The 26,688-nt window shown below is 68.0% G+C and carries 22 protein-coding genes, 1 tRNA gene and 1 pseudogene; 15 read left to right on the top strand and 9 right to left on the bottom strand.

All coding sequences use genetic code 11. From position 1 onward, the window contains the following. Nucleotides 1-2 precede the first annotated feature (2 nt). Nucleotides 3-707, bottom strand: coding sequence for a 3-oxoacyl-[acyl-carrier-protein] reductase (fabG, locus tag ACXKR8_RS36810; RefSeq protein ID WP_458268889.1), 705 nt, complete (start codon nucleotides 705-707; stop codon nucleotides 3-5). Between the two features lie 224 nt (nucleotides 708-931). Continuing rightward, nucleotides 932-1,005: transfer RNA gene (locus ACXKR8_RS36805), tRNA-Met, on the bottom strand. 110 nt (nucleotides 1,006-1,115) lie between these two features. Between ACXKR8_RS36805 and ACXKR8_RS36800 the strand changes: the two genes are divergently transcribed. Then, nucleotides 1,116-2,651 carry a TldD/PmbA family protein gene (locus tag ACXKR8_RS36800; RefSeq protein ID WP_458268888.1) on the top strand — a complete coding sequence of 512 codons (1,536 nt, stop codon included), beginning with the start codon at nucleotides 1,116-1,118 and terminating at the stop codon, nucleotides 2,649-2,651. Between the two features lie 177 nt (nucleotides 2,652-2,828). Here the strand turns inward: ACXKR8_RS36800 and ACXKR8_RS36795 are convergent, their stop codons facing one another. After that, nucleotides 2,829-4,238, bottom strand: coding sequence for a condensation domain-containing protein (locus ACXKR8_RS36795; RefSeq protein WP_458268887.1), 1,410 nt, complete (start codon nucleotides 4,236-4,238; stop codon nucleotides 2,829-2,831). Nucleotides 4,239-5,041: 803 nt separating this feature from the next. On the opposite strand from ACXKR8_RS36795, the gene ACXKR8_RS36790 reads away from it, so the two are divergent. From ACXKR8_RS36790 to ACXKR8_RS36740, 11 genes are all read left to right on the top strand, one after another. After that, nucleotides 5,042-6,394 (top strand): MmgE/PrpD family protein, encoded by a 1,353-nt coding sequence (locus ACXKR8_RS36790; protein ID WP_458268886.1) that lies wholly within the window; start codon nucleotides 5,042-5,044, stop codon nucleotides 6,392-6,394. Further along, nucleotides 6,391-6,990, top strand: coding sequence for a TOMM precursor leader peptide-binding protein (locus ACXKR8_RS36785; RefSeq protein WP_458268885.1), 600 nt, complete (start codon nucleotides 6,391-6,393; stop codon nucleotides 6,988-6,990). The genes ACXKR8_RS36790 and ACXKR8_RS36785 overlap by 4 nt, the downstream gene beginning before the upstream one ends. A 206-nt stretch (nucleotides 6,991-7,196) precedes the next feature. Further along, nucleotides 7,197-8,066: a YcaO-like family protein gene (locus tag ACXKR8_RS36780; RefSeq protein WP_462099970.1), complete on the top strand. Its 870-nt coding sequence runs from the start codon at nucleotides 7,197-7,199 to the stop codon at nucleotides 8,064-8,066. A gap of 121 nt (nucleotides 8,067-8,187) precedes the next feature. Beyond that, nucleotides 8,188-8,961, top strand: a complete 774-nt coding sequence (locus ACXKR8_RS36775; protein ID WP_458268883.1) for a SagB/ThcOx family dehydrogenase — start codon at nucleotides 8,188-8,190, stop codon at nucleotides 8,959-8,961. 1 nt (nucleotide 8,962) lies between these two features. Beyond that, nucleotides 8,963-10,018, top strand: coding sequence for a JmjC domain-containing protein (locus ACXKR8_RS36770; RefSeq protein ID WP_458268882.1), 1,056 nt, complete (start codon nucleotides 8,963-8,965; stop codon nucleotides 10,016-10,018). A 1-nt stretch (nucleotide 10,019) separates the two neighbouring features. Continuing rightward, nucleotides 10,020-11,147 carry an insulinase family protein gene (locus tag ACXKR8_RS36765; protein ID WP_458268881.1) on the top strand — a complete coding sequence of 376 codons (1,128 nt, stop codon included), beginning with the start codon at nucleotides 10,020-10,022 and terminating at the stop codon, nucleotides 11,145-11,147. 38 nt (nucleotides 11,148-11,185) lie between these two features. Beyond that, nucleotides 11,186-11,791 (top strand): hypothetical protein, encoded by a 606-nt coding sequence (locus ACXKR8_RS36760; RefSeq protein ID WP_458268880.1) that lies wholly within the window; start codon nucleotides 11,186-11,188, stop codon nucleotides 11,789-11,791. Next, nucleotides 11,778-12,947 (top strand): MFS transporter, encoded by a 1,170-nt coding sequence (locus ACXKR8_RS36755; RefSeq protein WP_458268879.1) that lies wholly within the window; start codon nucleotides 11,778-11,780, stop codon nucleotides 12,945-12,947. The genes ACXKR8_RS36760 and ACXKR8_RS36755 overlap by 14 nt, the downstream gene beginning before the upstream one ends. Nucleotides 12,948-12,985: 38 nt before the next feature. Next, nucleotides 12,986-14,410 carry an ANL family adenylate-forming protein gene (locus tag ACXKR8_RS36750; protein WP_458268878.1) on the top strand — a complete coding sequence of 475 codons (1,425 nt, stop codon included), beginning with the start codon at nucleotides 12,986-12,988 and terminating at the stop codon, nucleotides 14,408-14,410. Further along, a complete protein-coding gene (locus ACXKR8_RS36745; RefSeq protein ID WP_458268877.1) occupies nucleotides 14,407-14,895 on the top strand; it encodes an acyl carrier protein in 489 nt (162 codons plus the stop codon). Before ACXKR8_RS36750 ends, ACXKR8_RS36745 begins: the two co-directional genes overlap by 4 nt. Continuing rightward, nucleotides 14,892-16,361 carry an AMP-binding protein gene (locus tag ACXKR8_RS36740; protein WP_458268876.1) on the top strand — a complete coding sequence of 490 codons (1,470 nt, stop codon included), beginning with the start codon at nucleotides 14,892-14,894 and terminating at the stop codon, nucleotides 16,359-16,361. Before ACXKR8_RS36745 ends, ACXKR8_RS36740 begins: the two co-directional genes overlap by 4 nt. Nucleotides 16,362-16,423: 62 nt before the next feature. On the opposite strand, the pseudogene ACXKR8_RS36735 reads toward ACXKR8_RS36740, so the two are convergent. From ACXKR8_RS36735 to ACXKR8_RS36710, 6 genes and pseudogenes are all read right to left on the bottom strand, one after another. Next, nucleotides 16,424-17,972, bottom strand: a pseudogene (locus tag ACXKR8_RS36735) (ISAzo13-like element transposase-related protein). A gap of 86 nt (nucleotides 17,973-18,058) precedes the next feature. Then, on the bottom strand, nucleotides 18,059-18,922 hold the full coding sequence (locus ACXKR8_RS36730; RefSeq protein ID WP_458268874.1) for a GNAT family N-acetyltransferase: 864 nt from the start codon (nucleotides 18,920-18,922) through the stop codon (nucleotides 18,059-18,061). Between the two features lie 47 nt (nucleotides 18,923-18,969). Continuing rightward, the gene (locus tag ACXKR8_RS36725; protein WP_458268873.1) at nucleotides 18,970-19,680 is read right to left on the bottom strand and encodes a polysaccharide deacetylase family protein; all 711 of its coding nucleotides are present in this window, start codon (nucleotides 19,678-19,680) and stop codon (nucleotides 18,970-18,972) included. 231 nt (nucleotides 19,681-19,911) lie between these two features. Then, the gene (locus ACXKR8_RS36720; protein WP_458268872.1) at nucleotides 19,912-20,916 is read right to left on the bottom strand and encodes a serine hydrolase domain-containing protein; all 1,005 of its coding nucleotides are present in this window, start codon (nucleotides 20,914-20,916) and stop codon (nucleotides 19,912-19,914) included. After that, complete coding sequence (locus ACXKR8_RS36715; RefSeq protein WP_458268871.1) at nucleotides 20,871-21,404, bottom strand: glycosyltransferase family 28 protein; 534 nt, start codon at nucleotides 21,402-21,404, stop codon at nucleotides 20,871-20,873. Before ACXKR8_RS36715 ends, ACXKR8_RS36720 begins: the two co-directional genes overlap by 46 nt. 749 nt (nucleotides 21,405-22,153) lie before the next feature. Next, nucleotides 22,154-23,368 carry an IS4 family transposase gene (locus ACXKR8_RS36710; protein ID WP_458267222.1) on the bottom strand — a complete coding sequence of 405 codons (1,215 nt, stop codon included), beginning with the start codon at nucleotides 23,366-23,368 and terminating at the stop codon, nucleotides 22,154-22,156. A 166-nt stretch (nucleotides 23,369-23,534) separates the two neighbouring features. Between ACXKR8_RS36710 and ACXKR8_RS36705 the strand changes: the two genes are divergently transcribed. From ACXKR8_RS36705 to ACXKR8_RS36695, 3 genes are read left to right on the top strand one after another with little or no spacing between them, the layout of a single operon-like run. Then, nucleotides 23,535-24,464, top strand: a complete 930-nt coding sequence (locus ACXKR8_RS36705; protein WP_458268870.1) for an NAD-dependent epimerase/dehydratase family protein — start codon at nucleotides 23,535-23,537, stop codon at nucleotides 24,462-24,464. Nucleotides 24,465-24,470: 6 nt separating this feature from the next. Continuing rightward, entirely contained in the window at nucleotides 24,471-25,448 is a 978-nt protein-coding gene (gene pseB / locus ACXKR8_RS36700) for a UDP-N-acetylglucosamine 4,6-dehydratase (inverting) (RefSeq protein WP_458268869.1), read from the top strand. Next, nucleotides 25,445-26,650 (top strand): glycosyltransferase family 2 protein, encoded by a 1,206-nt coding sequence (locus tag ACXKR8_RS36695; RefSeq protein ID WP_458268868.1) that lies wholly within the window; start codon nucleotides 25,445-25,447, stop codon nucleotides 26,648-26,650. The genes pseB and ACXKR8_RS36695 overlap by 4 nt, the downstream gene beginning before the upstream one ends. Nucleotides 26,651-26,688: the final 38 nt, after the last annotated feature.

Genomic DNA, 26,688 nt, shown 5'->3' with positions numbered 1-26,688 from the left:
GGTCAGTGACCCATGCCCAATCCGCCGTCGACAGGAATGACGGCTCCGGTGATGTATGCGGCCTCGTCCGAGGCGAGGAAGCGCACGGTGGAAGCGATCTCGTCCGGCGCGGCGTAGCGGCCCAGCGGCACGCCCGCGACGATCTCGGCCCGGCGCTCGGCACTGAGCACCGCGGTCATGTCGGTGTCGACGAAACCGGGGGCGACCACATTGACGGTGATGTTGCGCGGGCCCAGCTCACGGGCCAGCGAGCGGGCGAAGCCGACCAGGCCGGCCTTGGAGGCCGCGTAGTTCGACTGGCCCGGCGAGCCGCTGAGGCCGACCACCGAGGAGATCAGCACCACGCGCCCCTTGCGGGCCCGCATCATCAGCTTGGTGGCCCGCTTGACGACCCGGAAGGCGCCGGTGAGGTTGGTGTCGACGACCGAGCTGAAGTCCTCCTCGGTCATCCGCAGCAGCAGGGTGTCCTTGGTGACGCCGGCGTTGGCGACCAGGATCTCGACCGGGCCGTGCTCGGCCTCGACCTCCTTGAACGCCTGCTCGACCTGCTCGGAGTCGGTGATGTCGCACTTCACGCCGAACAGCCCGGCCGGGGGCTCGCCCGAGCGGTAGGTGACGGCGACCTTGTCGCCCGCCTCGGCGAAGGCCCGGGCGATCGCGAGGCCGATGCCCCGGTTGCCTCCGGTGACGAGAACCGAGCGGCTCAAAGGTCTACCTCTCTCTGCTGACGTGTGCTGCTGAACGGTGGTGGTCGAAGTCGCGGCGCCACAGGTGGACGCATGGTGACGCTATCCGGATTCGTCGGACGCGGACGAATCCGCCGCCGACAGGGAGATCGGCCCTGGACTGTGGGTTTCCCACAGTCCCGCTCCGGAGGAAGCCCAACGACAGAAGGCCCGACACCTGGGTGCCGGACCTTCTGACCTGCGAGTAGCGGGGACAGGATTTGAACCTGCGACCTCTGGGTTATGAGCCCAGCGAGCTACCGAGCTGCTCCACCCCGCGTCGTTGTGTCCACACCGTACCCCGGCTCTGCGGGAAAAAGCGAATGGGATTCCCTGGGCGATAGGGCAGGATGCGAGACGACAACCACTCCACCCCTCTGGAGGAGATTGATGCCGGACACCTCGTCCCCCCTCGATCCCACGTTCCTGGCTCTGCCGCTGCACACGCTCGCCGACGCCGCGCTGTCGCGGGCGCGCGCGCTCGGGGTGAGCCATGCCGACTTCCGCCTGGAGCGGGTCCGCAGCGCCTCCTGGCGGCTGCGGGACGCCCGGCCCGCCGGGACCTCGGACACGCTCCAACTGGGCTTCGCCGTCCGCGTGGTGCACAACGGCGCCTGGGGCTTCGCGGCCGGGGTGGACCTGACCCCCGGAGCGGCCGAGCGGGTCGCCGAGCAGGCGGTGGCCGTGGCCCGGCTCTCGGCCGGGATCGGCGCCGCCTCCGGTACCGAGGACCTGGTCGAGCTGGCCGACGAGCCGGTCTACCCGGACGCGACCTGGGTGTCCTCCTACCAGGTCAACCCGTTCGAGGTGTCGGACGCGGAGAAGACCGCGCTGCTGGCGGACTGGAGCAGCAGGCTGCTGGGCGGCGCCGGCGTCTCCCACGTCACCGCCTCGCTGGTGACCGTGCAGGAGAACAAGTTCTACGCGGACACCGCGGGCACGGTCACCACCCAGCAGCGGCTGCGGATCGACCCGGAGCTGGAGGCCACCTCGGTGGACGAGGCGACCGGCGCCTTCGACTCGATGCGGACGCTGGCCCCGCCGGCCGGGCGGGGCTGGGAGTACCTGCGCGGCACGGGCTGGGACTGGGAGGCCGAGCTGGCCCGACTGCCGGAGCTGCTGGCCGAGAAGATGAAGGCGCCGAGCGTCGAGGCCGGCCGCTACGACCTGGTGATCGACCCGTCCAACCTGTGGCTGACGATCCATGAGTCGATCGGGCACGCCACCGAGTTGGACCGGGCGCTGGGCTACGAGGCCGCCTACGCGGGCACCTCCTTCGCGACCTTCGACAAGCTGGGCAGCCTGCGCTACGGCTCCGACATCATGCACGTCACCGGGGACCGCACCGCCGAGCACGGCCTGTCCACCATCGGCTTCGACGACGAGGGCGTCCGGACCCGGTCCTGGGACCTGGTGAAGGACGGGACCCTGGTCGGCTACCAGCTGGACCGGCGGATGGCCCGGCTGAAGGAGCTGGGCCGGTCCAACGGCTGCGCCTTCGCCGACTCCCCCGCGCACGTCCCGGTGCAGCGGATGGCCAACGTGTCGCTGCAGCCCGCCGTCGGCGGCCCCGACACCGCCGGGCTGATCGCCGGGGTGGAGGACGGCGTGTACGTGGTCGGCGACCGCTCCTGGTCGATCGACATGCAGCGCTACAACTTCCAGTTCACGGGACAGCGGGCGTTCAGGATCCGGGGAGGGAAGCTGGCCGGGCAGGTCAAGGACTTCGCCTACCAGGGCACCACCACCGACTTCTGGGGTTCCCTGGAAGCGGTCGGAGGGCCCCAGACCTACGTCCTGGGCGGGGCGATGAACTGCGGTAAGGCGCAGCCCGGCCAGGTCGCGGCGGTTTCACACGGCTGCCCGTCGGCCCTGTTCCGCAACGTCAATGTGCTCAACACGCAGCAGGAGGCCGGTCGTTCCTGATCGGCACAAGCGGCTGGCCGATCGGTCCAACGGCGCAGCAGGAAGCCGGAGTCCCTCCGATCGGCCAGTCGGTGTGCTCGGTGGGCCGTTCGGCTCGTCCGGGCAGCGGCGGGCAGAGCCGGGCCATGCCGCACAAGACGCAGGCCACCGGCACCATTGCCCTGCCGGGACGTCCGTTCAGGGAGTCAGGAGTGGTGTGGTGGCGGTGGACGCCGCTGTGGGCAGGGACAGCGCCGAGGTCAACCGGTCCACCGTGACGGTGGGGTCCTCGGCCGCTTCGACCAGCACCGTTTCCATCGATCGGAGCAGTGCTTCGACGGACGTCCGGGGAACCTTCGCCGTGTCTGCCATGAGATACAGGCGGCACGTCTCCGGGGCGTACGACGTGTGGACGAAGAAGCTCGCGTCCTGGCGTGCCCAAGATCCTACGAACTGGACCTCGGTCTCCTCGGTCAGGCGACGTAGATCCGCGGCGGCCACGTCGGAGCGTGTCAGTCCCTGCCAACGGTCATGGATGCGCGCGTCGTTGAAGTAGGCGGAGAGGTCCGGGAACTGCCCGGGAACACCGCTGCCGCCCTGCTTGACGAGCCGCTTCACCTCGTAGGGATCATAGAGCGCGAACCGGTACGCGAGGGTCGCCGCTTCGAGGGACCTCTGCACCAGTTCCTCGAAGGTCGTGTCGCGCGTATCCAACGAGAACAGGGCGTTCTCCGCAGTCTGCGCCACGAGCGAGCGGCTGCGAGCGTACTGGCGGTTGGCCGCGATCAGTTGCATGACCGTCTGGCGCCGCCCCGTGGCCTGTGCGAGAACGGTGGCGACCGAGGTAAGGAGCACCGTGCTGGAACTGACCCGGCACCGCTCGGCGATCCTGGTGGCCGCCACGGCGACGGCACGCGACTCCATCCCCAGCCGCACGAAGCGGCTCTCGCCGCGTTCACCGGTGTCCGTGCCGAAAAGGCAGGTGGGAGCCGTACGCAGTGAGCGGCGCCAGTAGTCCAGGGCCTGTTCGCCGCGGCGCCGGCCGGCTTCCGACGCCTCGTAAGCGGCCTGGTCCACGGGCGACCAGGCGGGCGGCGCCACGGACTTGGCCGCCCAGAGGTCGAGCAGGTCCCGTTCCAGCACCATGACGGCGATGTGGTCGACTGCCAGGTGCGAGTAGGCGAAAGCCGCCCCGGTCACAACTCCATCGTTGACGAACAGGACACATCGGATCGGCCACTCGTCGGCGGGCACAAAAACGCGGCTCGCCAGCTCGTCGGCGACCGCCTTGGCGTCCGTTCCATCGCCTTCGATGATGTCCACTTCCAGTACGCCGTCCTGGTGGACGACTTGCCGGAGCGATTCACCGATTCCGGGGAAGCGGGTGCGCAGCACTTCGTGCAGGGATATGAGTTCGGATATTCCCCGGAGGGCGGCTTCCACCTGTACGGCCAGATCGACGCGCATCACCCGTGCGATATTGAAGTATTGGGCCTGGGCTTCGGCCCAGTGAATCGACTGCCATATGGCGCGCTGACCCCAGGTGAGTGGCGCCTCGGCAGACCTGGAACCATTGAAGTGGACTTCATGGACTTTCTTGCGTGCCATCGCCTTCCTCCGGCGGAATAATCGTGCGGGTTTCAGCGGGTCGCGTGTTAATTTGACGCAGGACGGTCGAATAAATTTGACTGCGGGAGCGCGACGCTATCACTTGCCTTGAACCCCTGTCCAGGATGCAACTACCGCGACGGTTCCGGAAAATGGCAGGCCCACTCATGCGATGCCCGTCCGGGATCCGGCATATTTTCCGTCACCGGACCGGCTCCATTGCAGCGCCCAGGATGTCCGCATTGTCGCCATAAGCAGGACATATCCGAGTGTCCTCAATCCGCGATCGATGCCCCCCGCATCTCATGGCTCCGGGCCCCTCCGGGTCTCCCGATGTGACATTCGTGCCCTCCCCGGCCCAATTGGTCAAATCGGGCAACCCGGGAACTGCCACCGGCCGTGTCGGCGGTCGTTGACAAAATCACCGGTCGCTGGCGATCTTAGTTGAGGCCCCAACCGGGGTGAATTTCCCGCTGTTTACCTGGAGAGGCAGGAGAACCTGTGAAACACTGACCGAGCGATGGTTCCGGCGTCGAGCGACAACGGCCGTGCCCGTGCGATGGTTCCGGCGTCGAGCGACAACGGGCGTGCCCGTGCGATGGTTCCGGCGTCGAGCGACAACGGCCGCTGAGCACACTGAATATCCTGTCGGCGGCAGGCCGCCGGCGAGTGTCGTGAGTACGTGGCACTGGATATAAGTAAGGAGTGTGGCTTCGGCACGCAGTCCCCGGTGCCGAAGCCACCTGCGAGAGCTGAAATCCCGGGCCCCGTCACGCTGCGCTGCGAGAAGGTTTACCTGTTTCATGAACGAGAATTTCGGCGCGGCACTCAACGAATGGATGAATGGATATTCCGGCGCCCTGCCCGTCCCGGCGGCTCTGGTCGACGACGCGGCGGCGGCTGCGGCGGACTTCCTTCTCTGCGCGCTGATCACTCATTCCCTCGGCGACGGATGCGAAGCGGCTGCCGTCTCTGCGGCGGGCAATTCCACCGCGCTCGGACCGACCGCATCCCCCGTATGGTGGACCACTCTCAGGGCTTCCACTCCTGAGGCGGCGCGTGTGAATCTGCTGGCTGGCATCGCTGGTGACTACGACTCTGTGAACTACCTCGCGGGTGGCCATCTGGCCGCGTTCCTGACGCCCGTGCTCCTGACGGGTACGGACACATTCCTCGACGACGCCCTGGGCATCCAGGCACTGGCCACGGAATTCGCCGTCCGCCTGGGGTTGTCAACCAAGGCCGCCATGCGGGAGAACGGTTTCCACGCCACACCCGTGCTGGGCGGCCTGGCGGCGGTCTACGCGCTCGCGCGCCTCCGCGGCATGCCGACCGAGCGGCTCACCTGGTGCCTGCGCCTTTTCCTCTCCACCTTCCGGTCAGATTACGACCTGCTCGGCAGCGACGGTCGCCTGTTCCAGATGGGTCAGGCGATGAGGCTCGCGTATGCCGCGGTCGAGGAGGGCGCCTCGCACTCCGTGATCGACAGGTCTGCCGCGCGGGAGTGGTGGAAACCCCTGGCGGCGATGGGAGTCGGGACGGATACACCTGCGGCTGCCTCGTTGCCGTGGCTGTCCGCCGAGGCCCGCACGTCCCTGAAGTCCGTGCCGTGCTGTGCCTACTTCTTCGAGGTACTCGCGGCGGTGTCCGACCTGCGCCGCCGGTTGCCGACGGCGAAGATCCAGCGGCTGCGGGTGGACCTGCCTCGATTCATGGCCCGCGCGCATCGGCGCTCAGACGGGTCCGCCTGGCTGGAGCCCTACGACCTGGTGCACAACATCGCTGTCTGCTGGCTCCTGGGCAAGGACCACTGGACACCACTGGCCGAGGTGTCGACGGAGGCGGTGAGGCAGGTCGCCGACGTCGTCACGCTGCATGAGCTGGACGACGACCGAGCGGTCCGGGTCATCGCTGTCACCACCGAAGGGACCTTCGCCGAAGAGGCTGCCGGCCAGCGGGAAGGACACAGCCGAGACGGATACGGGATCCTGCCGAGGAAGGCCGCTGTCCTGGGCGAACTGCTCGGCCTCGAACTACTGCCAGAGAATTCCGCCGACGACCCGTACACACTCGTGCGCCACCTTCTGGACGTATGCAGATCCGGCACGGGCATCGGATGTGAAGAAGTGCGTCCTGCAAATGGAGAGCTGAAGTGACATTTCCTCCCGTCCTGATATCCGGCACCCACCTCTGGGCGTCGCCGTCGCAGCCGCTCGTGGCTGCCGAGACCGCCAGGCTGCTCGCGGACTCCGGGTACCCCGCCGGAATCGCCGACGAGAGCACTGCACCCGGCGGCAGTCTGTGTGTGGACGTCACAGGCGCCGACGACATGGACGACCTCTTCTTCGCCCGCGGCCTCGACTGGGCGCGGCGCGGAGGTCTGCACCTGCCGGTGGTCGTCCACGGTGACTGGACCTCGGTGGGCCCCCTCATGACCCCGGGCTACTCCTCCTGCATCCAGTGCGCCGACTACCGGGGGATCCGTGACATGGCGTCAGCCGTGTGGCCGGCGGAACCGCCCTGCGACCCGGCCACCACGGAGCTGCTCAGCGCCCGCCTCGTGGCGGTGACAGTCGCACGGGAAGTGGAGAGGATCGTGCGCCTCGATGGCGCCCTTCCGGCGACGATGGGGGCTGTGGCCCTGGTCGACCACCGTACCGGCAGGGTCACGTTCGCCAACGTCAGCCAGGTCGACGGCTGCGAGTCGTGCTCGGCCCTGTTCGAGTCGTTCCTCCTGGAGCAGTCACGGTGAGCATCGCACACGAGCCGACGCGGGATCAGGTGCTACGGCTGCGTCAACTCCTCCTCGGTGGCGGCGTGAGTTCGCTCTACCCGCTGGACGACTTCTACAACGACGAGCCGAGGGGCCGGGGTTGGGTGGCCCAACTGCCGCCCAACACCAACCTCCCCCGGGGTTCGGCCCGGAACCCCCGTGCCACGGGCGGCCGCGGACGAGGGGTGCCGGCGAAGCTCAAGGCACTCATGGAGGCCGCCGAACGCATCTCCATGAGTACGCTGCCGGTCGCGGACCTGGCGTACGGAACCACCGCGGACCTGGACGGCACGATCGACCCCGGGTCGTTTCCGGAGCCCTTCCGGTCCTCGCCGGCCTGGCAGGAACCCATGCACTGGTGCGGTGCGACCAGGATCGGCGACCCCTCGTCGGGGCAAGTGCTGATACCGGCCCAGTTCGTGTACTGCCCGTTCGACGAGCGGGACCCACGGGCCATGCTGTGCGATCCGAGCAGCAACGGCGCCGCCGCCGGCTTCTCGATCGACGACGCGACGGCGCGGGCGACCCGCGAGGCGTTCGAGCGTCATGCGATCCTGCTGTCGCACTATCACCGACTCGGCGGTCGGGAGGTCGCGTGGGAGAGCCTGCCGCTCGACCCCGGCGCCCTCTGCATGGCCCTGGAGGCGCGCGTGCTGGGGCTGGAGTTGCGCGTCTCCTGCCTCGTCGAGGAACCGTATCCGGTCGCGGTGTGCCGGGTGACCGACGAAACCGGCCGGTTCCCCGCCCTCACCATGGGGAGCGCGTGCGGGCTGTCCCTGGCGCAGGCTGCGAGTGGTGCGATCAGCGAGGCGCTGCACGCCCGCCGACAAGCGCGCGACTTTCTCGGGGATGTGGCGCCGGTGGCCGCCGCCGAGCTTGAGTCGATCGAGGACCGAGTCGTCCATTGGGCTCAGCCAGGGACTTCGCAGAAGCTGGACTTCCTGTTCGGGGACTCCATGCCGCTCCAGGACGGCCACACCCGTGCTGTGCTGGACGAGGGGTACGTCGCGGACATCACCACCCCGAACTCGGCAGGGCCGGCGTCTCGGTCGTGAAGGTCCTGTACCCGCGGCTCCAGCCCCTGTTCTTCAGCGAGCGCGACCGACGGATAGTCGGCATACCCGTGCAGGAGACCCTCTCCCGTGATCCCCACCCCTACGCCTAACGGAAGTGATCATGAGCGTTGACCCAGGAACGACTTCTTCGGCGCTCGATTTCCATCGCACCGCCTACGCCGACGCGGCCATGCTCTCGACTTGGGTGATGCTGCCGGTCGACAAGTGGCCCGAGGAGTGGTTCACCTACAACTCGAAGTCCTTCCCCAGACTGGAAGGGGTGGAGCTGCCCGATCCCGGTGAGCCGCCCTCCGGGTCCGGTGCCGAGTGGCTGGCAGCGCGGAGCAGCCACCGCAGCGCCCTGGAGCAGGTGACGGTGGCCGAGCTCTCGAAGTTGCTGTGGTACACGACGCACTCCGAGTCCCCGGAGCAGTACGCCCCCGGGCACTGGCACCGCCCCTACCCGTCCGCGGGCGGGCGCTTGGGATGCGAGTTCTACCTCCTGGCGCACAACGTCACCGGACTCCCGTCGGGTGTGTACAGCTACGGTGTGGCCCATCACCGGCTGGCGCGCCTGCGGAGCGGGATGACCGGCGAACTGCTGCGGTTCCTCTTCGGGGACGGATGGGTGACCCGGACGTGCGCGGTCCTGATGCTCACCGCGTCCCTGGACCGCCTTGAAATGAAGTACGGCTCTCGCGGCTACCGCTACGCACTGATGGAAGCCGGCGCCGCCGCGCAGACGACGTGCCTGGTCGCCGGAGCGATGTCCGTCGGCACGTGCGTACTGGGCGGATTCGCCGACGCTCCGATGGCGCAACTGCTGCTCTGTACACCGGATTCGGAGGTTCCTGTGACGGCGATCGCCTTCAGCGGCATCGAGGAAGGACGTTGACATGATTGTCACGGACGGCAAGGTCGAGTCGGTACTCGGCATTCCCGGGAGTGACCTGTCGGAGGCGATGGGCCTGACCTTCCTCCATCGTCCCGGCGCTCTGCCGACCGGGGACCAGTTCTCCTGGAGCGATCTGAACCGGGCGCTCCAGTACGGGAATCTCAGAACCGACCAGGTGCGCGTCGTGGGAGGAGAGGCACCGGCGGACGGCCTGTTCCGTGCGGCGCAGGCCGGCGGGTCCAGGGCCTTCCACCGTCTGGTGCCGGAGGCCGTACACCGGGCGCTGGCGTCCGGGGGGACCCTGGTCGTCGATCAGCTCGACTTGATCGACCCGTGGGCAGACGGGGTGGCGCGGGCCCTGGCCGGCGTGTTCAGGGCACGTGTCCAGGCGAACCTCTACGCCTCGTTGCACGGGGCACCCGGCTTCGGGGTGCACCGGGACTCCCACGATGTCTTCGTGGTCCAGGGCCGAGGGCGGAAGCACTGGACCGTAGGCGAAGGGGCGGACGCCGCCCAGGTGGCCATGAACCCGGGCGACGTGCTGTACCTGCCTGAGGGAACGCCCCATGACGTGGCCACGGACGTACGGGGCTCGTTGCACATCACCTTCGCCATACCGCGCCCGAACGTGCAGGAACTGCTCGCGTGGGTGGTCACGGGATCACAGGACGACCGACTGAAGTGCGCAGTGGACGGAAACGACCCTGCCCTCACCGCCACGGCGCTCGCTCGGCAGACGAGTGCCCTGACCGGCGTCGGCGTGGCCTCCTTCGTGGAGGAGAAGCTGGGAAGCAGCATGGCTCCCACGTTCATGAACCTTCCCCACACGACCAGTGGCGGTCCCACCCGGGACGGCATCGCCGGCCTGTACGTCCGGCGTTCCTTCGTCGACGTCCTGCCGGAGGACGCCAGAACCCATGCCGAGGTGCTCGACTCCCTGAGCGCGACCCGTTCCGTGGCCGTCGACGACCTGCTCCGCGCCGACGACACCGGTCGCGTCCTCGGGGCGATCCAGGAGCTCGCGGTGTCGGGCCTGATCACTCTCACGGATGCCTGACATGAGGACAGTCGAGGTGGTGGCACCCGGGCTGGCCTGGTGCGAGGACGGTGGCGACACCGGTTCGGTCACCCTCGCGTTCCCCGCCGGCTTCCGGGCGGAGGGCGCCGGCCGGGCCGGGCTCGCCCATTTCGCGGAGCACATGCTCATGGCGCCCCGGGACAGCCACGCCTCCCCTTACGCCCAGTTGGAGGATCAGGGGTTCCTCCTGGAGGCACAGACGAGGAGGGACCACCTGTCCGTCGGCGTCTGCGGACCGCAGGAGCACCTCCTACGCGCTCTGGAACTGCTCGTGTCCCACGTGGGCAGTCCTGGCCGACCGGCCGGAACCGTCCAGCGGCAGTCGGAGGTCATCCGTAACGAGGTACTGGAGAAGACCAGGCTCGCGCCCTGGTCGGATCGCTGGCGCTGGCGGGTCGCGACATCGCACGGTGCCATCGGGGTCGACCATGACCCCATCGTCACGCCGGCCATGAACGGCTCGGCCGTCCACGGGGACGTCTGGGAGGAGTTCATCGCCGACAAGGTGCGTCCGGAGCGCTGCGGCGTGGCCGTGGTCGCCAACCCGTCCGTCGTCGCGCCCGCCGATGTGGAGTCGGTGCTGGGACCGAGGAGCCCGGCAGCGGGCGCGGCGGTCCCATCGCTCCGCGCCGACGGTGGGACGCCGGCCGGTGAGCCCGCGCGTGGCGACGAACTCGTCATACCCGTCTTCGAAGGCGACCTCGCTGGTCAGAGCGCCGCCCTGGCGGCCGCGATGCTGGTCGCGAGGGCGGTTGCCGGGTCAACCGGGTCCAGGTGCGGCCCGCCCTGGTACGGCCTGTTCGACGAGTGGTTCAGTGAGGACGCACCGACCACGCTGGTCCTGCCCCTCCCCCCGGGCACGGCTGCGGACGTTGTCGAGGAGTGCGTCGGGAACGCGCACGCGGCGGCCTTCGACCAGCGCCGTTTGGACTGGTGCCACCAACAGCTGACCACCGAGTGGGACAGGCGCGTCGAGACGTCGGCCGCCTGCTCGCGTCACACGGCCGCGATGCTGCTCGGCGACAGGATCGGGGTTCCCTTCGCCGGACTGGTGCCCGAGCAGGTCGCGCGGAACGTCGCAGCGGCCGTCACCGGGGGGAGCGGGTGACCCGGCCCACGACACCGACGAACCGGTGGGGAGCCGTCATGGACCTCGCCCTCCGACCGTCGCACTTCTGCGCGGTCGCACCCGTCGATGTGGCCTCCCGTGACGACACCCTCCTCTGGCTGTGCCTCGCCGAACACCTCGCGGGGGGCTTCACCGGCCCCCTCATGCGTGCCGGAAGGCTCACCGGAACCCTGTTCCGCGTCCGGCTGGCGCTGCTTCCCGAGCGGACCCGCGGCGGAGTCCTCGCGCTCACGTTCACGTCCTCCGGTGCACACGAACTCAGCAACCTCACGCTCGTCCACCAGGCACTCCAGCAGTTCGTCCAGGATCCCGCCATGACGAGCGGGCAATGGGCCGCCGCGGCGTCGAGGCTCGGGACCCGCCTGGCCTCGACGGACCGTCTGCCGTCAAGATCGCCCTGGTGCCGGGCGCCGTACGCGTGCGCGCCCTCCGATCCGGTTCGCTGGGTCACGGCGCAGTCACCGGAGGCCAGGACCTACCTGCCCCCCCTCAAAGAGTTGGAGCGACAGATTGCTGAGCACAGGCAGGATATGGAAGCCGAGCACGTCGACGCCTCCGACCGGGAAGGACGACCGGAAGCCCCTGCTGATGCTCCGTCGGATCAGCACCGTGTCCAGCCTTGAGGACGGGGCGTTCACCATCGTCCTGCCCGTCCTCGCGCAACAGGCGACCGGGAAGCTCGGCGTGGCGGTTGTGTTCTTCGCCGCGACAGCTCCGTGGACGCTGGTCTCCTTGCCCGTGGGCTACCTGGCGGACCACATGTCCCGCACTCGGCTCCTGCGGATGTCCGCGTTCGTACGGACCGGACTGGCCTGTGTCCTCGCTGTGCTGTACCTGTCGGGGAGCCCCGCCCCGGTGGCCCTCGCGATCCTGGCCTTCGGCCTGAGCAGCTGCGGCGTCGCCTCGGAGATCGCCCGTCAGTCACTAGTCCCGCAGCTGGTCTCGGATCCGGGTCAGCTGATCCCGGCCAACACCGAGATCGCCAAGATCTCGCAGCTGTACGGCGCCTTCGTGGGACCGCTCGCCGGTGGACTGCTGCTGCTGTGGAGCCAGCTGCTCGCCACATCCGCCCTGGCGCTCTTCGGGGCGCTCACCCTGTTCGTCACCCTGACGCTGCCGGCCACGCCCGCGTTGAACGGTGGACACATGACGACGCGGGCCATGGCGGTGGCAAGTCTGGGCGGCTTCCAGCAGATCCTCCGGCACCGCACGCTCAGGCAGCTCGCCTCCCTCAGTTTCGTCGTCTCGGCCATCTGGTACGTCTGGGAGACCTCTTTCACGGCGTTCGCGCTGTCCGGCAAGGGGCTGGGCGCCACCAGTCTCACCTACGCGCTGCTCCTCCTCGCGAGTGCGGCGGGGGCGTTCGCTGGAGGGCGGCTGCTCGGGCGTCTCGTGGCGAAGTTCCCGCTCGGCTCCCTCCTGGGGATCAGCCTCGTCGGATGGGTCGTCTGGTTCATCGTCCCGGCGTTCACGTCCAGTTGGCCGGTCATCGTCATCAGCCTCGTCGTGGGGGGTGCCGCAGGTCTCCTGTGGAACACCGTGTCGGTGACCGCACGGCAGCTCTCCACGTCGGGAGCGTTGCTGGGACGCACGACAGCCGCCTACCGGATGGTCACGCGCACGGGGCGCGCCCTCGGCGCGGCCCTCGCGGGGCTGTTGATGACGCAGATCTCCTGGCAGGAGATCTTCACGTTGTGCGCGGTCGCGGCAGGGGTCGTAGCCGTGGGGATCTTCGTTGTCTACCGTGACCGGACCATGCTCGAATCCGTCGCCGAGTGAACGCGGGAACGGTGAACACGAAGGCAGAGAGGAGCGGTATGGGCACCCGGCACTGGACACCGTCCGCCAGTGTCGTCCTCCATCTGGAGAACGGCGGCACCGAGACCCTGCGGCCCGCTGACATCGGGACGTCGATCCTGCGCATACGCGAACGGTACCGGGAGGTCCCGGATGAGTCCGAGTGCCTGGTTCCCGGCGTCGCGGCGGGGTTCGCGCGGTATCTGCTGGAGTTCCTGTCGGCACTCGGCCTGCCCAATCCGGTCGTCATACCCGAACCTGACGGGGGTCCCGGCGTCTTGCCGACGCTCGAACGGCTGGCGACCCTCGGCCTCGCGGCCCGCAGCCTGGAGTCAGGGCAGCGTCTGGCCCCCGCCCCCGGTACGCGACCGATGACGCTGCCGCCAGCGGCCTTGCTGCTGCGTACTGGTGGGACCAGCGGCCGGGTGCGGTACGCCGTGAACACCACCATGCGCCCGGCACTCCAGCGGGACCGCAGGCTGAGTCTGGCGTCCTCGGTGGGACTGAAAGCCGGCATGCGGGTCTGCCTGGCCGGTTCGGTGCGTCACGCGGCCACGGTAAGCATGCTCCTGGACGCCTTGAATCACCCGGTGGAGATTCACCTGTTCGAAAAGCCCGACCCTGCGCGGATTCTGCGCGAGGTCCAGGAGAACCGAATTGAGTGGATGCTGGCGACGCCTTTCCACATGCGCATGATGAAGCGTCAGCTCGCCCAGACGAAGGATGACCTGTGCCTCCGCACCCTGGTCCATATGAGCGCCGCCTGCCCCGCGTCGCTGAAGCGCTTCTGGCATGAGCGGCTGGGCCCCGGGAACGTCTACGAGATCTTCGGCTCGTCCGAGGGAATCGGAACGTCGGTGGCGCGCGGCGACGAGTGGGAATCCCGGCCCGGAACGGTGGGCATGGGGTTCTACACCTCCATCGCCGTCATGGATTCGGAGGACAGGCCCGTCGCGCCGGGTGTCGTGGGCGACGTCTACTTCCGGGCGGGTGGCTCGGCGCGCGACCTTCACATCGGCCACGGGGACGCCGTGAAATGGCGTCGCAACGGATATGTGAGCATCGGCGACCAGGGGCGGCTCGACGATGACGGATATCTCTTCCTGGAGCCGAGGTCGCAGGCGAGGATCACCGTGGGCGGCGTCACGGTCCTCGCGACGGATGTCGAGGACGCGCTGATGGACGTCGCATGGGTCCAGGACGCCGCCGCGGTCGGCATGCCGAATCCGGTCACGGGGCAGCGCGTCGCCTGCTGTGTGGTGCTCGGGCCCGGATCTCCCGTGAACGGCTTGGCCGCACTGGCGTCGGACCTGCGGCGCAGACTGCCACCGGCCGCCGTCCCGCGCAAATTGGTCCAGGTCGACGCTGTTCCGAGATCGACCGCGGGAAAGATCAACCGTTCCCTGGTGCTTGAGATGCTTGACGAGGAGATTCGAGAGACATGACCGACGTGCGTGCAATCCGTGAAAATCCGTACTTCTCGGGGATCTACCGGGTGTCCCCGGCCGGCGAGACCATCGCGGCCGTATCGGTTTCATCCTTCATGTCGGTCCCGGAGGTCCGTTACCGGCTGGGTTCGCTTCTCGGGGTCGATGTGCACAGCCTGGTCTTCGCGGCGTTCTTCCTGGACGAGGACTTCGGCCCCGATGTGATCCGTGACGAGTCCGTCGCGGCGGGAGAATTCCACAGGACTGTCGCTCCCGTGGGGGACGTGGAGTCTCAGCTCGTGGAGCGCGTCGTTCTCATGCTGCCCGAGGACTCCGTGGTCAGCACGGCGGACAGCATATGGCATCTGGGCGGCGACTCGTTGTTCTGCCTTGAACTGAGCGAAGCGATAACGGAGGCATGGGCGGTTGAGCTCGATCCGGTCGAGATCTTCCGGAGCAAGTCCCTGGCACAGCTTGCGACGGACATCGAGAGCAACCGGTGATCCGGACCGCACTCGACCTGCTCGCCGGAGGCCGTGACGATGCTCCGGCCCTCCTGAACGCCACTCAGGTCCTCTCCCGGGCCCGTGCGCGAGCGGCGAGGGACGAGATCGCCGCCCACATCGGCGACGGGACCAAGAAGCTGGTGATGGTGGGTAGTCCGCGCTCGCTCCCGGGGGCGCTGGCCTACCTTGCCGCGCTGCACGCGGGCCATGCCGTGGTGCTGGTCGAGGCGGCGGACGACGTGCCCGGTTTGATCGAACGCCTGCGTCCCGACCTGATATTGGGCGTCGCCTGCGTCACAGCGGCGCAGGCGACGTCCTGCTACCGGGCTCCCGTGGACGGCATTCCCCTGGTGGGGGTGGCCTGCCGCGTGAGAGAGGCAGCCGGGACCGAGCCGGCACCGGAGCTGGCTCTGGTCGCACGGACCTCCGGGTCCCTGTCCAAGGGAAAGCTCGTACGTCTCTCGTACGACAATCTCGCCGGCAACGCCGAAGGCATTGCGGAGGTGACGGACATTCAGGCGTCCGACGTAGCCGCCACCTCGCTCCGCCTGGACTACAGCTTCGGCCTTTCCATGGTCAACTCGCACCTTGCCGCAGGTGCTGCCCTGGCCCTGACGACCGTCTCGCCCACCGCCGGGCGCTTCTGGGCGGAGGCCAGGCGCTCCGGCACCACGACCACCGGCCTGGTCCCGACGACGGCACAGTTTCTGCTGGGATCCCCGACGTCGATGGCGATGCTGGGCTCACTGCGCAGCCTTCTGGTGGCGGGGGGGCCGCTGCCGGCGCACTCCCTGCGCACGCTGCGCCAGGCGCTCGGCGAGCGGGGATCGCTGTTCTACATGTACGGGCAGACCGAAGCGACAGCGCGTATGACCTGCCTGAACCCCGCGCTGGCCGGAGAACACGAGGGAAGCGCGGGAACTCCCCTCCCAGGCGGGAGGATCGAGGTCCTGCGTGAGGACGGAACGGAGGCGGACCCCGGCGAACTCGGAGAGGTGTACTACACCGGTCCCAATGTGATGCTCGGCTACTCCGCGACCCGCGACGACCTCGGAACGGGCGGAACAGGTGGCGGACGACTCCGCACGGGAGACCTGGGGCGGCTGCGCGCGGGCATGCTCTACCTGGAGGGGCGTGTCGACAGGCAGGTCAAGATCCTCGGCGAGAAGGTCAACCTCGACTCGGTCGAGGCCGCTGCGACAGCCGCGCTCGGCCTGGTCGCCACGGCCGCTGTGCTCACCGGACCCGACGAGGTCCTGTTGTGCGTCGAGGGGGACGAGGACCACGTGGCCAGGCTGCGCGCCGCAGGGGTGTCGGGCCTCGGGGTTCCGCGTGGCTGTCTGAGGTTGCGCGCGGTCCGGCACCTCCCCCGGACCTCCTCGGGAAAGATCAGCTACCTGTCCCTGACGAGACCCCTGGTGGGCGGATCCGCCCCGGCCCCCGTACGGATCACGGGCGGATGATCAGCCGCTCCCCGGTTTCGCCGGCGCCCCCCGTCCAGGTCGACGGGGTGGTCGCGGTTCGTTCACTGCGGGGCACCCGGACGGCTACGACCGTTGGCGACGGCAGCCAGCCCCTCGACATCGGTCACGGTCGTCCCGCTGCGGTGGACGGTGCATCCGAGGGCCTCCAGATCCGGGGTCACCTCGCGGACAGCGGCACCGATCCTGGCCTTGGAGACGCCGAGCAGGGCTGCCAAGGGTGCCTGGGGCAGGCCCCAGCGCTTGGTGAGAACGGTGACCAGCAGGCGGTCAGCCGGGGAGAGCAGGCGGCTGCCGGCTCCCGGGCCGGGGCGGCGACCGGGGATGACCACCCGTGGCACGGCGTCCAGATAGGCGGTGTAGCGCTGGAGCAGAGCCTGCCAGGCATCCGGTTCGAACCCGATCAGGTTCGGGTGGGCGAGCCAGTTGGGCGCCTTGTCCCCTGCGGGAAACCGTCCGAAATCATGAGGGGGCGCCGGCTCGAGCCGCTGCAGCCGTATGGTGTAGTTCCAGGTGCCGCGCCAGGGGTGCGGCTCCAGCGGCAGCCGGCCCTTGGCTCCCTGGGGGTCTCCCCCGGACTGGCGGGCATGCGGGTCAATGTCTGCGGATATCGTCGCCCCGCTCTGGGGGGCGCCAGTGGCGACTGTGTGGATGACGACCTCATGGCTGGTCAGCCGGCTTCCGTGCCATGCGGTGCTGACCCTCGAATGCAGTCGGCGCTCCACCCCGTTCCACTTGGAGGTCGCGGGGGGAAGTGACACAGGGTCAGGCAGAGTCCGCTGGCATCGGCGAAGTCCGTCAGCTCCTTCTTCCAGGCGCGAACCCGGTGGCTGTCCGCCCCCCCGGCGTCGGCGACGACCAGCATGTGATGTGCTTTCGGGTAGCTCAGCTGTCCCTCCGCGTGCCACCACCGACGCAGTGTGGTGACGGCGATCGCGGCGGTCTCGGCGTCACCGCTCGCGGGGTCCAGGCAGGCTCGGCGACGGTTCCCCGGCTTCGCTGCGCGACCTTCTTCCTGGTGCCCAAGTTGATCACCGGCTCTCCTGCGGCTGTGAACTCGCCGACCCGGGCGATGATGTAGCGCAGTTGCCTCTCCCGGTCACCCGGCCTGGCTCCCCCGCCCGAACGGGTGGCGTCCTTCAGCACGAACCCCTCGGCCCTGAGGAGGGCGCCGACTGTGTCGGCGCTCACCGAGTGTCCTTGGGCGCACAACTCGGAGGCGAGTGCCCTGGTCGACTTCATCGTCCAGAGAAGCGGGGCCTCCGGCTCACGCCGTCGTTCCGGCTCCATCAGAGCCAGCATGGAAGTGACGAGATGTGGATTCTTCTCGCGCAGGCGCTTGCGTCCCCTTTCGGGCACGCGGACCCGTCCGGACACCGGCTCTGCCGATTGCGGATCTCCCGATTCCAGTTCGGCCGAACCGCGGGCCACGATTTCCTCGGAAACACCGGCCGCGCGTGCCACGAGCTTGATCCCGCCGTGGCCCAGTGCTTTCGCGTCGGCGCCGAGCACCAATCGCTGCCGACGTTCGTCAAGATAGGGAAGAAGCCTGCCGAATTTTTCCTCCAAGGCCTCCTCGATACTGTCAGCCACTGTCGGATCCTTAGAATAGGAAATTCAATGGTACTCGCCCGCGATGAACCCGTCCGGTGCGGCATGTACGGGAAATGGCGGATCGCCTACGCCAGTGACTTGCTGTACTGCCAGAAGTAACGACCGATTCGGGCTTCCATCTTGTCCGCGTACATGGCGATGGGACCCACCCATCCGAGCTCCGCCTCGTCGAGGAGGTGGGCGTCACGGAGTTCAACGAGGCAGCGGCGGAGCAGGACGGTTCCGATTCCGCGGCCCTGCGACGGGGGAGCCACCGCCGCCGGTCCCACCAGGTGCAGACGGTTGACGCCGAAAGCGGAGAAACCGACGATCCCGCCGTCCGAGACCGCCACGAAGCAGCCCCCCTGGCCACCGTCGAGTGCTCGCGCGACCTCACCCGGCCAGTTCGCGGGCCACGAGGGATCACAGCCGGCGAGCCGGGCCAGCGATGCCTGGTCCCGGTGGTCGGCACGTCTGACCGTGATTCCCGCCGCCTGCAGGCGCTGCTCGTCGCTCCCCGTCTCCAGGGGCGCCGTGTGCAGGTCGACGGTCATGTTCACCGCCCAGCCGTCACGCGTGAAGCCCGCCCGCTCGAAGAACCCCACAGCGGGGGTGTAGCGGACATCCACTCCTGGCCAGACATGGCACGGCGGGTTCCCCCGGACGACGATCTCCACGCACCCGAGCCGGGCGAGTTCTCGTTCGAGCTCCGTCAGCATGCGGGTCGCCAGACGAAGGCGCCGGTACTGCGCCGAGGTGACGACGAGGTCCACAAAACCGATCGTCACCCCGCTCTCCGCGGCCGTCGAACCGAACGCCGCGCCGGCGAGCGCTCCCTCGTACTCCGCGCCGATCCCCACGTGCGGACGATCGCCGAGCAGCCGCGGAAAGCAACCGGCGTCCGGTTCCAGCGTCAGTTCCTCCCGGCAGATCTTCTCCACCTGCAGCATGTCCTCGGGGAGAAGGGGCCTGACCGTCGTTTCCCCGGATACCTCGTTCAATGTGTGATCTCGACTTTCAGCGTGGGTTCGCCGTGTTCAAGTGCCTGTCCGAGTGAGCAGCCGACCAGGCCGGACTCGCGGTACATCTCCAGCAGGGACCGCGTCAGCGCACCGCGGTCGACCCGCGGCGGCGGGCCGTCGAAGGCGCCGTCCTCGGGACCGGCGAAACCGTCGTGCGCAAGCAGGACGGCACCCGGACACGCACTGTCCAGAGCGGTACTAGCGAGGTGCCGTTCCGGATCGTCCTGCCAGTCACGCAGCACGTGTGACCAGAGGACTGGAACCAGCCCGAGGCCGACCACGGCATGCCAGGTGTCCAGCGACTGCTCTCCGTAGGGCGGCCGGAACAGGGTTACCTCCCGGCCCAGAGTGTCCTCAAGGCAGTGGCGGGCGTCACGGGTCCGGCTGACGACGTCCCGCACGTCGAGATCGGGGAGCCTCCGGTGGTCGGCACCGTGCAGTCCTATTTCATGGCCGGCCGCCACCACGTCGCCCAGCAGACTCCGATAGCGGTTCACGCGTGATTGCAGGACAAAAAAAGTCGCCTTGGCCTGATGTTCGTCCAAGGCATTGAGAACGGCATCCGTGCTGCCGGGTTGCGGCCCGTCGTCGTAAGTAAGAACTACTGCCCGCGTATCGGTGCGGACTGATGAGATGGAAGATCCTACGGGTAATGCGGAAGGGACGGGATAACCTGGCTGCTTCAACTCTCCTCGCCCACTGTAGCCGTCTAAGGATGTAGCTCGGATAAGTAAGGATTTACCGTGGTGCCGCGACCCCTTGCGCCACCACTGCAAACCATGGTGCGTGCAAGGATTGCATCAGGCAAAGTGCCGTGTCAATGGTCCAGACCATGTAGGGCCGACGGAAAGGGGAAAGTGCAACCTTTGTCCCGTTTCGAACGATCGAGGAAGTCGGGCCCCATGTGCATGAGAAAGTCAGAGGACGGTCGTGAGGCGCCGTACCGAGCCGTCGTCCATGGGGTTGAACAGCCGCAGTGCGAGCACGCGGTCCGCGTCCGGGTCCGCGGCGTGGAGCACGGCGACGCGGCGCGGAGTGGTGCCTATGTGGCCGAAGGTGCGGGGGCCCCAGCCCGGGCCCAGGATCCCGCGGGCCAGGTCGCATTGGAAGCCCATGCCCCAGGAGCGCACACCGAGGTGGTACAGCTGGACCGTATGGCTCGCGGACGTCAACTGCCTGGCGGTTGAGGGCTTGAGGAGGACGCCGCCGCCGTTGAGCGAACGCGTGATGTCCGAGTACAGCACGCCCATGTCGGCGGCGGTCGACACGCCGGCCTGTCCGGGGTTGGCCTCGTCGAGGCCCAGTGCCTCGTCTTCGAGCGGTACGAAGCGCGTGCTGCCACCGCGCCGGTGCAGGGGGCGGTAGAACTGGTCCGGCCTCGGGGTGAGGGCGAGGCCGCGCAGGCCGAGTGGCCGTGCCACCTCTTCCTCGATGACCCCGGCCAGGGGCAGGCCGTAGACCCTTTCGAGCAGGGCCCCGATCACCACCGAGCCGCTCTGCGCGTTGTACTGCGGTCTTCCGGGCCGCCTGGACGCCGTCGCGACGGTCAATCCGGCCCGCTCCTGGAGCACCTTGACGGAGTGGTGCAGCGCGGGAGGGAGGTTGACCGTGTGCGCGAGCAGGTCCGCCGCTGTCACCGAGGACATGGCGGTACCGCAGCGGTCGAAGTAGCGGCTCAACGGGGCCCGCAGGTCGAGGAGCCCCCGTTGCGCGGCGATGCCGACGATCACTGCGAGAACGGGCTTGTTCGTGCAGTACAGCCGCCCCACGGTGTCCGCAGGACCGAGTCCGGGAGCAGCCTCACCCGCCGTCAGCCGGTGGACCTCTCCTCGCAGTGAGTGGAAGACCTCGGCCCCGAGCAGAACGCCACGCTCTGTCAGCTGATCGAGTGCCTGTTGGATGTGAGCAGTTTCGTGGTGCATCCCGAAAGTATGGGGGTGTCCTCACCCCGGGCATCGGCCATCGCCAGCAGGGTTGCCGCGACCCTGGCGGCTCCTTGGCCGTCCACCGCTTCCCTGCCACGGTCGCGGAGTTCGGCCCGACGTCCGGGCGAGAGCAGCAACGACCGCAGGGTCTGGACGGCGGCGTCGTCGAACAGGTCCACAGGCCCCAGCCCGATCGCCAGACCGGCCTTCAGGAGTGCCTGGTAGACAGGCTCTTGTCGGGGGGTGACCGTGGCCAGTGCGACCGCCGTGCCCACGCAGAGCAGTTCGCCGACCGAACTTCCTGCCGCCGTGACGACGAGATCGGACGCGCGAACAAGATCGGGCAATTGGTGTGTCGGCGTGCATACAGTGATTTCCTGCGCCGCATTCGTGCGAATCATCTCTATTCTCCTTTGAATGTCCGCATCCGCACTGATGGCCCTGACATGCATGGGCAGACCGGTCGCCATCAGCAGGCGCACCACCACCGGGAGTGCGCGGTAGGGGTCAGTGGCACCGAAGTAGCAGAGGACCTGTGGCAGTGGAGTGGAATGCGCTACGATCTTCCTCGTTCGGGCATACTGAACGTCCTTGCGTATGAGTAGGTGCTCGAGACCCCCGAGCCAGACTGCATTCCTGGGCAAGGACGACTGCGGGGCCGGCGCGCCGAGTGCTTGGTCGACATACAAGTCTGCGGCATGTCCCTGGAGACTTCCATCGACTATTGCCCCGGTCAGGACGCGCGCTGACCGCAATTCTGCGCTCACCTGTGGCTGAATTTCATACGAGTCCACGACGACGGCATCGAGCCTTCGGGCCCTGGCTACAGTCGTGACATCCGTCCGGCATGGCACTATCGGTATCCCCGATTCAGTGACGCGTGCCAACAGCCAGTCCACCGTGACTTCACCCAGGAGTTCCACGGTGGCGCCCTCGGCTTGCAGCGCGGCCCCCTGGCCCAACGTCGCTTGGCTAGGCCGCGGCGGTGAAGTGTTCGAGTGTTCGTGATTGTTCGTCAAGGTTGTTGTGGGTGCAGAGGGTGACGACGGTTGCCGGGTTGCCGGGTCGGTGTGCCTGGGGGAAGAGCTGCAGCTTGACGGTGTGTGTGACGCGGGTGGTGGCGGGCTCGTCGGGTTTCAGGGTGCGGTATCCGGTGCCGCTGCGCTTGGCGGCACGGGGTGCGGCGCGTCCGGGTCGGGGTGTGACGGCCTGGCGGATGAGGTCGGCGCGGACGTCACGGGCCTTGGCGGCCAGCTGGCGAGGGGGGAAAAGCCGTCCCGACGGTGCGTCGGACGGCGGCGAGGGTGTTCTTGAAGCTGATCTCCGCGGCGGGAACGTGGGCCTGCTCGGCGGAGTCGAGGGCCAGCTCGTGGACTGCCTGGTAGACGCAGAGCATCGCCCACAGTTCCTGCTCGACCATGGCGGGGCTGTTCGAGCGCAGGGTGGCGGTGCGCCCGCCGCGCTGTTCGATCTTGATGTGCTTGAAGATCGTCTCGCTGGTCCAGCGGGACGTGTAGAGCTCGGCCAGCTCCTGTGCGGGCGCGGTGACGGGGTCGAGCAGGGTTGTGATCAGGCAAAACAGCTCCGAGGTCTCCTCCGTGGTCCCGTCGGGGCCCCAGGTGGTCGTGGTCACGGTGTACTCGATGACCCGCACCGGCATCCGCTCGCCCTTGCGTCGCCCGCGCAGTTCGCTCAGGTAGGTGCCGTCGGGCAGCACCTGGACCAGCGGCAGGGCGAACGACTGCGAGACGCGCCACAGGAGTTGGGCCCCGGTGGCCGCGGTGTCGGTGCACAGGCCGTAGGCGGGGAAGCCCCGGTCTGCCAGCAGCAGCATCTCTGGCCCCAGCAGGGGCAGCAGCCGCAGCGCCAGGGTCCGCTCGCCGACCGCGAAGGAGTCGAAGACGGCCCCGATCATCGCCTTGGTGCCGCACTCCACCAGGGCCAGCAGTCGTACCTGCGGATACGGCCCCGGGCCGGCGGCGTTCGAGGAGCGCGTGTACGCGGCGGTGTTCTTCTCGCTGTCGGGGACGTCGACCAGGGTTCCGTCCATGGAGGCCAGGCGCAGTCCGCGCCAGAACGCCCCCGGTGTGGCGGGCGTCCCCCTGGCGCCGGCGACCCGGTCGAACAGCAGCCGCAGCGGACCGGGCCCCACCCGCGCCCGCGCCTCGGTCAGGGCTCCCGTGGTCGCCGGCCGCCAGGTCTCGCCCGCACGGCGCGGCCAGTTCTCCACCAGCTCGCGCAGCACCAGCCCGTAGCCGTAGCCGGTGAACAGCCACATCGTCAGAACGAAGTTGACCATCAGCGACGAGGGCAGGGACTTGGTCCGCTCCTCCCGCGCCCCGGCCTCATCGACGACGAAGTCGACCAACTCGGGCGTAAAGGTGCGCGACAGCAGCCCCATCCGCAGCCGCTCCGGGTAGCTCTCACCAGCTATGTGATCACGTGGCACAAGATCCAGACCTTAGCCGATCATGAGCTTCCCAAGCGACGTTGCCCCAGGGCCAGGGAGCGCATCACATGACCGCCGCCCATTGCCGCGGACGCGTCCGCGCGCAGTCCTATGCGAAATCCAATCGCTCTGCTCGAATTCATAGCTCTGGCTCCAGGAGGTGGGCGTGCAGATTCTGGTAACCGGCGGTGCCGGATATCTGGGACGGGCGGTGGTGCACAGACTACTCTTTTCAGGAGCCGACATAGCCGTTCTCAAACATATCTCAGGGCATTCTTGGGATCCGCGCGTCCGGGTGGTGAGCGGTGATCTGCTCAGTGTCCCGGACCTGACCGAGGCGGTGCGCGGAGTGGATTCGATATGTCACCTGGCCGCCGACAAGACGGTCCGGCGCACAACGAATGCCGGCACCCGGGCACAACGGCGGGTGATCGTCGAGGGCACCGAACTCGTGCTCGCTGCCGCTTCCGCCGAGGTACAGCGCAGCGGAAATCCGATCCGACTGGTCAACATGTCCAGTTCGGCCGTGTACGGGGTGCCGGTCCCGCGCCCCCTGCTGGTCGAGGACGCAGCGGACCCGGTGAGCGACTACGGTTCGGCGAAACGTGCAGCGGAAATGGCCGTCGACAGGGCTGTAGCGGCGGACGGGGGCATCGGCGCAACGACCTTTCGGCTGTTCAACGCGGTGGGTGTCACCCCGTGCGGGACCATGCCCGATCCCCGGGGCCTCATACCGCGAGCGGTGGCCGCAGCGCGCGGGGAATCGGGCCGGTTCGTGGTCAACGGAACCGGGCAGGCCATGCGTGACTTCGTGCACGTGCGGGACGTCGCCGACGCCGTGGTCGCGGGCTTGGCCGCCGCGACACCCGGGAGTCACCGCACCTACAACATAGGTGCGACCCCCGCCAGTGTCGCCGATGTGATCTCTCTGGTGGGGGAAATCAGTGGCAAGAAAGTCCCGGTCGAACACGGCCCGGAGTCGCGGCAGGATTCTTCGTACTTGGTCGCTGACATCGGCAGAACCCTGAGCGATCTCAATTGGACACCGAAGCGCTCCGGCTTGGAGCGCGCGATTCTGGAGCAGATCAGTGGGTGAGCGGAAATGACTTCGATCGACCGATCCTCGGTGCTGGTGACCGGCGGTACCGGCTCCTTCGGCAAGGCCTTCGTGGGGCGCTTGCTGGAGAGCTGCGATCCGGAGCGCGTGATCATATATTCCCGTGACGAACTCAAGCAGCTTGAGGCTCGCCGATTGTTTAATGACGACCCACGTCTTGAGTGGGTCATCGGCGATATCCGCGACCGGCACCGGCTCGCCCGCGCACTGCACGGTGTCGAGTACGTCGTCCACGCGGCCGCACTCAAGCAGGTGGACACGGCGGAACGTCACCCGTCCGAGTTCGTCAGCACGAACATCCTAGGATCGCAGAACGTCATAGAGGCCGCGCTGGACGCCGGTGTCGCCAAGGTGGTGGCGCTTTCGACCGACAAAGCGTGCAAACCAGTCAATCTCTATGGCGCGACCAAGCTCATCGCAGACAAATCCTTTGTCTCGGCCAACCTCGCCGGCGCGAAGCTGGGTACCGCGTTCTCCGTGATCCGCTACGGAAACGTTCTCGGAAGCCGGGGGTCGGTCGTCCCGTTGTTCCGCGAGATCGCCCGAAAGGGTGGCAGCATACCCGTGACCGACAAGCGCATGACACGATTCTGGATCACGCTCGACCACGCCGTTGATTTCGTGCTGGGTTCTTTCGATCTCATGCAGGGTGGAGAGATCTTCGTGCCCCGCATTCCCAGCATGCGGGTGATCGACCTGGCGGAGGCAGTGGCGCCCGCCAGCGCCACGCACGAAGTGGGGGTCCGGCCGGGAGAGAAGCTCCATGAGGACCTGATCTGCTCGGACGACGCCCCTCAGGTCCTGCGCCTCGCTGATCGTTTCATCGTGCGGTCGCCCATCCTCGACGCTTATCAGCCCCCTGTGGGTGCGGAGCCCGTGGGCGAAGAATTTGCCTACCGATCCGATCTGAACGACCAGTGGCTGGACGTCGAAGACCTGCGGGATCTCCTGGAGACGCTGTGAAGAAATACCCCCCACGGGCGGTCGGCCGGCGTCTGGCGGACTACGTTGTCCTGGCGCATGACCCGAACGTCCCCGCCGCCACTGCCGGATACTGGGAAATCAGCCGTGCCTCGTTCGACCGGCTGGACACGGCGGTGGGAGAGTATGCGGACGGGATCGCCGCCTGCCGTCAGGCCTACCTGGCGCTGGTCGCGGATCCCGCCGATCCGGAACTGCACAACGCTCTTGCTGCCCGCCTCACGGAGGAGCTGCGGTACGAACCGGAAACTCGACGGCACCTGGCGGAATTGGCAGCCGAGGCCGACAGCGATATCTGGCTCGATATCCACCTCGGCTCCGAACACGTGGCGAACGCGGATGACATCGGCTTGGACGATGTGCGGGCCATTGCCGCCTCCCGCCCTCCCGACCAGGAGGAACGTCAACTTCCTGCAGATCGAGACGTACACATAGTGATTCCTTTCCGGGACCGGGTGGAGGGAGGGCGGGCGCGCAACCTCTTGGCCTGCCTGCTCGCCCTGCGGGACCAGGACTATCGGGACGGCGCTGTCCGTGTCACCCTTGTGGAAACGGATTCCACGCCCGCTTGGAGAAGGGTTTTCGCGCCGTTGGTGAACCGGTATGTTTTCGCCCCCCACGGCGGAAGTTTCAACAAGTCCTGGGCGGTGAATGTCGGGATAATGGCTGACGGGCGCGCCAGAGGTACGACCTGCGTCCTCGACGCGGACATCCTGACCGACCGGTCCTTCGTCAGCCGGAATGTCGCCCGGTTCGCCGAAAAGGAACAGACGGGCCATGTCTGCTGCCGCTACTCCTTGTCGTTGGACCGCGGGTCGACCGCGTTCGCGATTGACAGGCGCTGCCGGCTGCGTCAGCCCGACGTGTCGCCGGATTCACTGAGGGGCGTGCTGTTGCGGGAGCCGCCGGGTGGTGCCCTCTGGGCGCGCACGGATGTCCTGCGCGATATCGGAGGATTCGATGAGCGCTTCGAGGGCTGGGGCGGAGAGGACGAGGACGTGACCAGACGTCTCGCCGCCGCAGGTGCCTTCGGGCGCTACCAGGATCAGTTGCTTCACCTGGACCACCCCCGCCCAGTCATGCGCAACGCCGAGAACCGACCTCACAACGGCCATATCAGGATGGGTTCCTGGGACCAGACGGCGAGAATTGGCGACCCTGACAAGTACCGTGCACGCGGGTGAGCGAACCCGGGCCCGGCAGGGTTCGCCGCCGGGCCCGG

The sequence above is a fragment of the Streptacidiphilus sp. PAMC 29251 genome (genome assembly GCF_054208735.2).
Note: the sequence above shows the minus strand (reverse complement) of the source record. Positions and strands in the feature narration are given on the sequence as shown.

What these genes read in the sequence shown, in the direction of transcription:
- ACXKR8_RS36720 (WP_458268872.1), bottom strand. Translation starts at nt 20,916, where the DNA reads ATGCACCACGAAACTGCTCACATCCAACAGGCACTCGATCAGCTGACA.
- ACXKR8_RS36760 (WP_458268880.1), top strand. Translation starts at nt 11,186, where the DNA reads ATGGACCTCGCCCTCCGACCGTCGCACTTCTGCGCGGTCGCACCCGTC.
- ACXKR8_RS36770 (WP_458268882.1), top strand. Translation starts at nt 8,963, where the DNA reads ATGATTGTCACGGACGGCAAGGTCGAGTCGGTACTCGGCATTCCCGGG.
- ACXKR8_RS36795 (WP_458268887.1), bottom strand. Translation starts at nt 4,238, where the DNA reads ATGGCACGCAAGAAAGTCCATGAAGTCCACTTCAATGGTTCCAGGTCT.
- pseB (WP_458268869.1), top strand. Translation starts at nt 24,471, where the DNA reads ATGACTTCGATCGACCGATCCTCGGTGCTGGTGACCGGCGGTACCGGC.
- ACXKR8_RS36745 (WP_458268877.1), top strand. Translation starts at nt 14,407, where the DNA reads ATGACCGACGTGCGTGCAATCCGTGAAAATCCGTACTTCTCGGGGATC.
- ACXKR8_RS36790 (WP_458268886.1), top strand. Translation starts at nt 5,042, where the DNA reads ATGAACGAGAATTTCGGCGCGGCACTCAACGAATGGATGAATGGATAT.
- ACXKR8_RS36750 (WP_458268878.1), top strand. Translation starts at nt 12,986, where the DNA reads ATGGGCACCCGGCACTGGACACCGTCCGCCAGTGTCGTCCTCCATCTG.
- ACXKR8_RS36765 (WP_458268881.1), top strand. Translation starts at nt 10,020, where the DNA reads ATGAGGACAGTCGAGGTGGTGGCACCCGGGCTGGCCTGGTGCGAGGAC.
- ACXKR8_RS36800 (WP_458268888.1), top strand. Translation starts at nt 1,116, where the DNA reads ATGCCGGACACCTCGTCCCCCCTCGATCCCACGTTCCTGGCTCTGCCG.
- ACXKR8_RS36730 (WP_458268874.1), bottom strand. Translation starts at nt 18,922, where the DNA reads ATGCTGCAGGTGGAGAAGATCTGCCGGGAGGAACTGACGCTGGAACCG.
- ACXKR8_RS36775 (WP_458268883.1), top strand. Translation starts at nt 8,188, where the DNA reads ATGAGCGTTGACCCAGGAACGACTTCTTCGGCGCTCGATTTCCATCGC.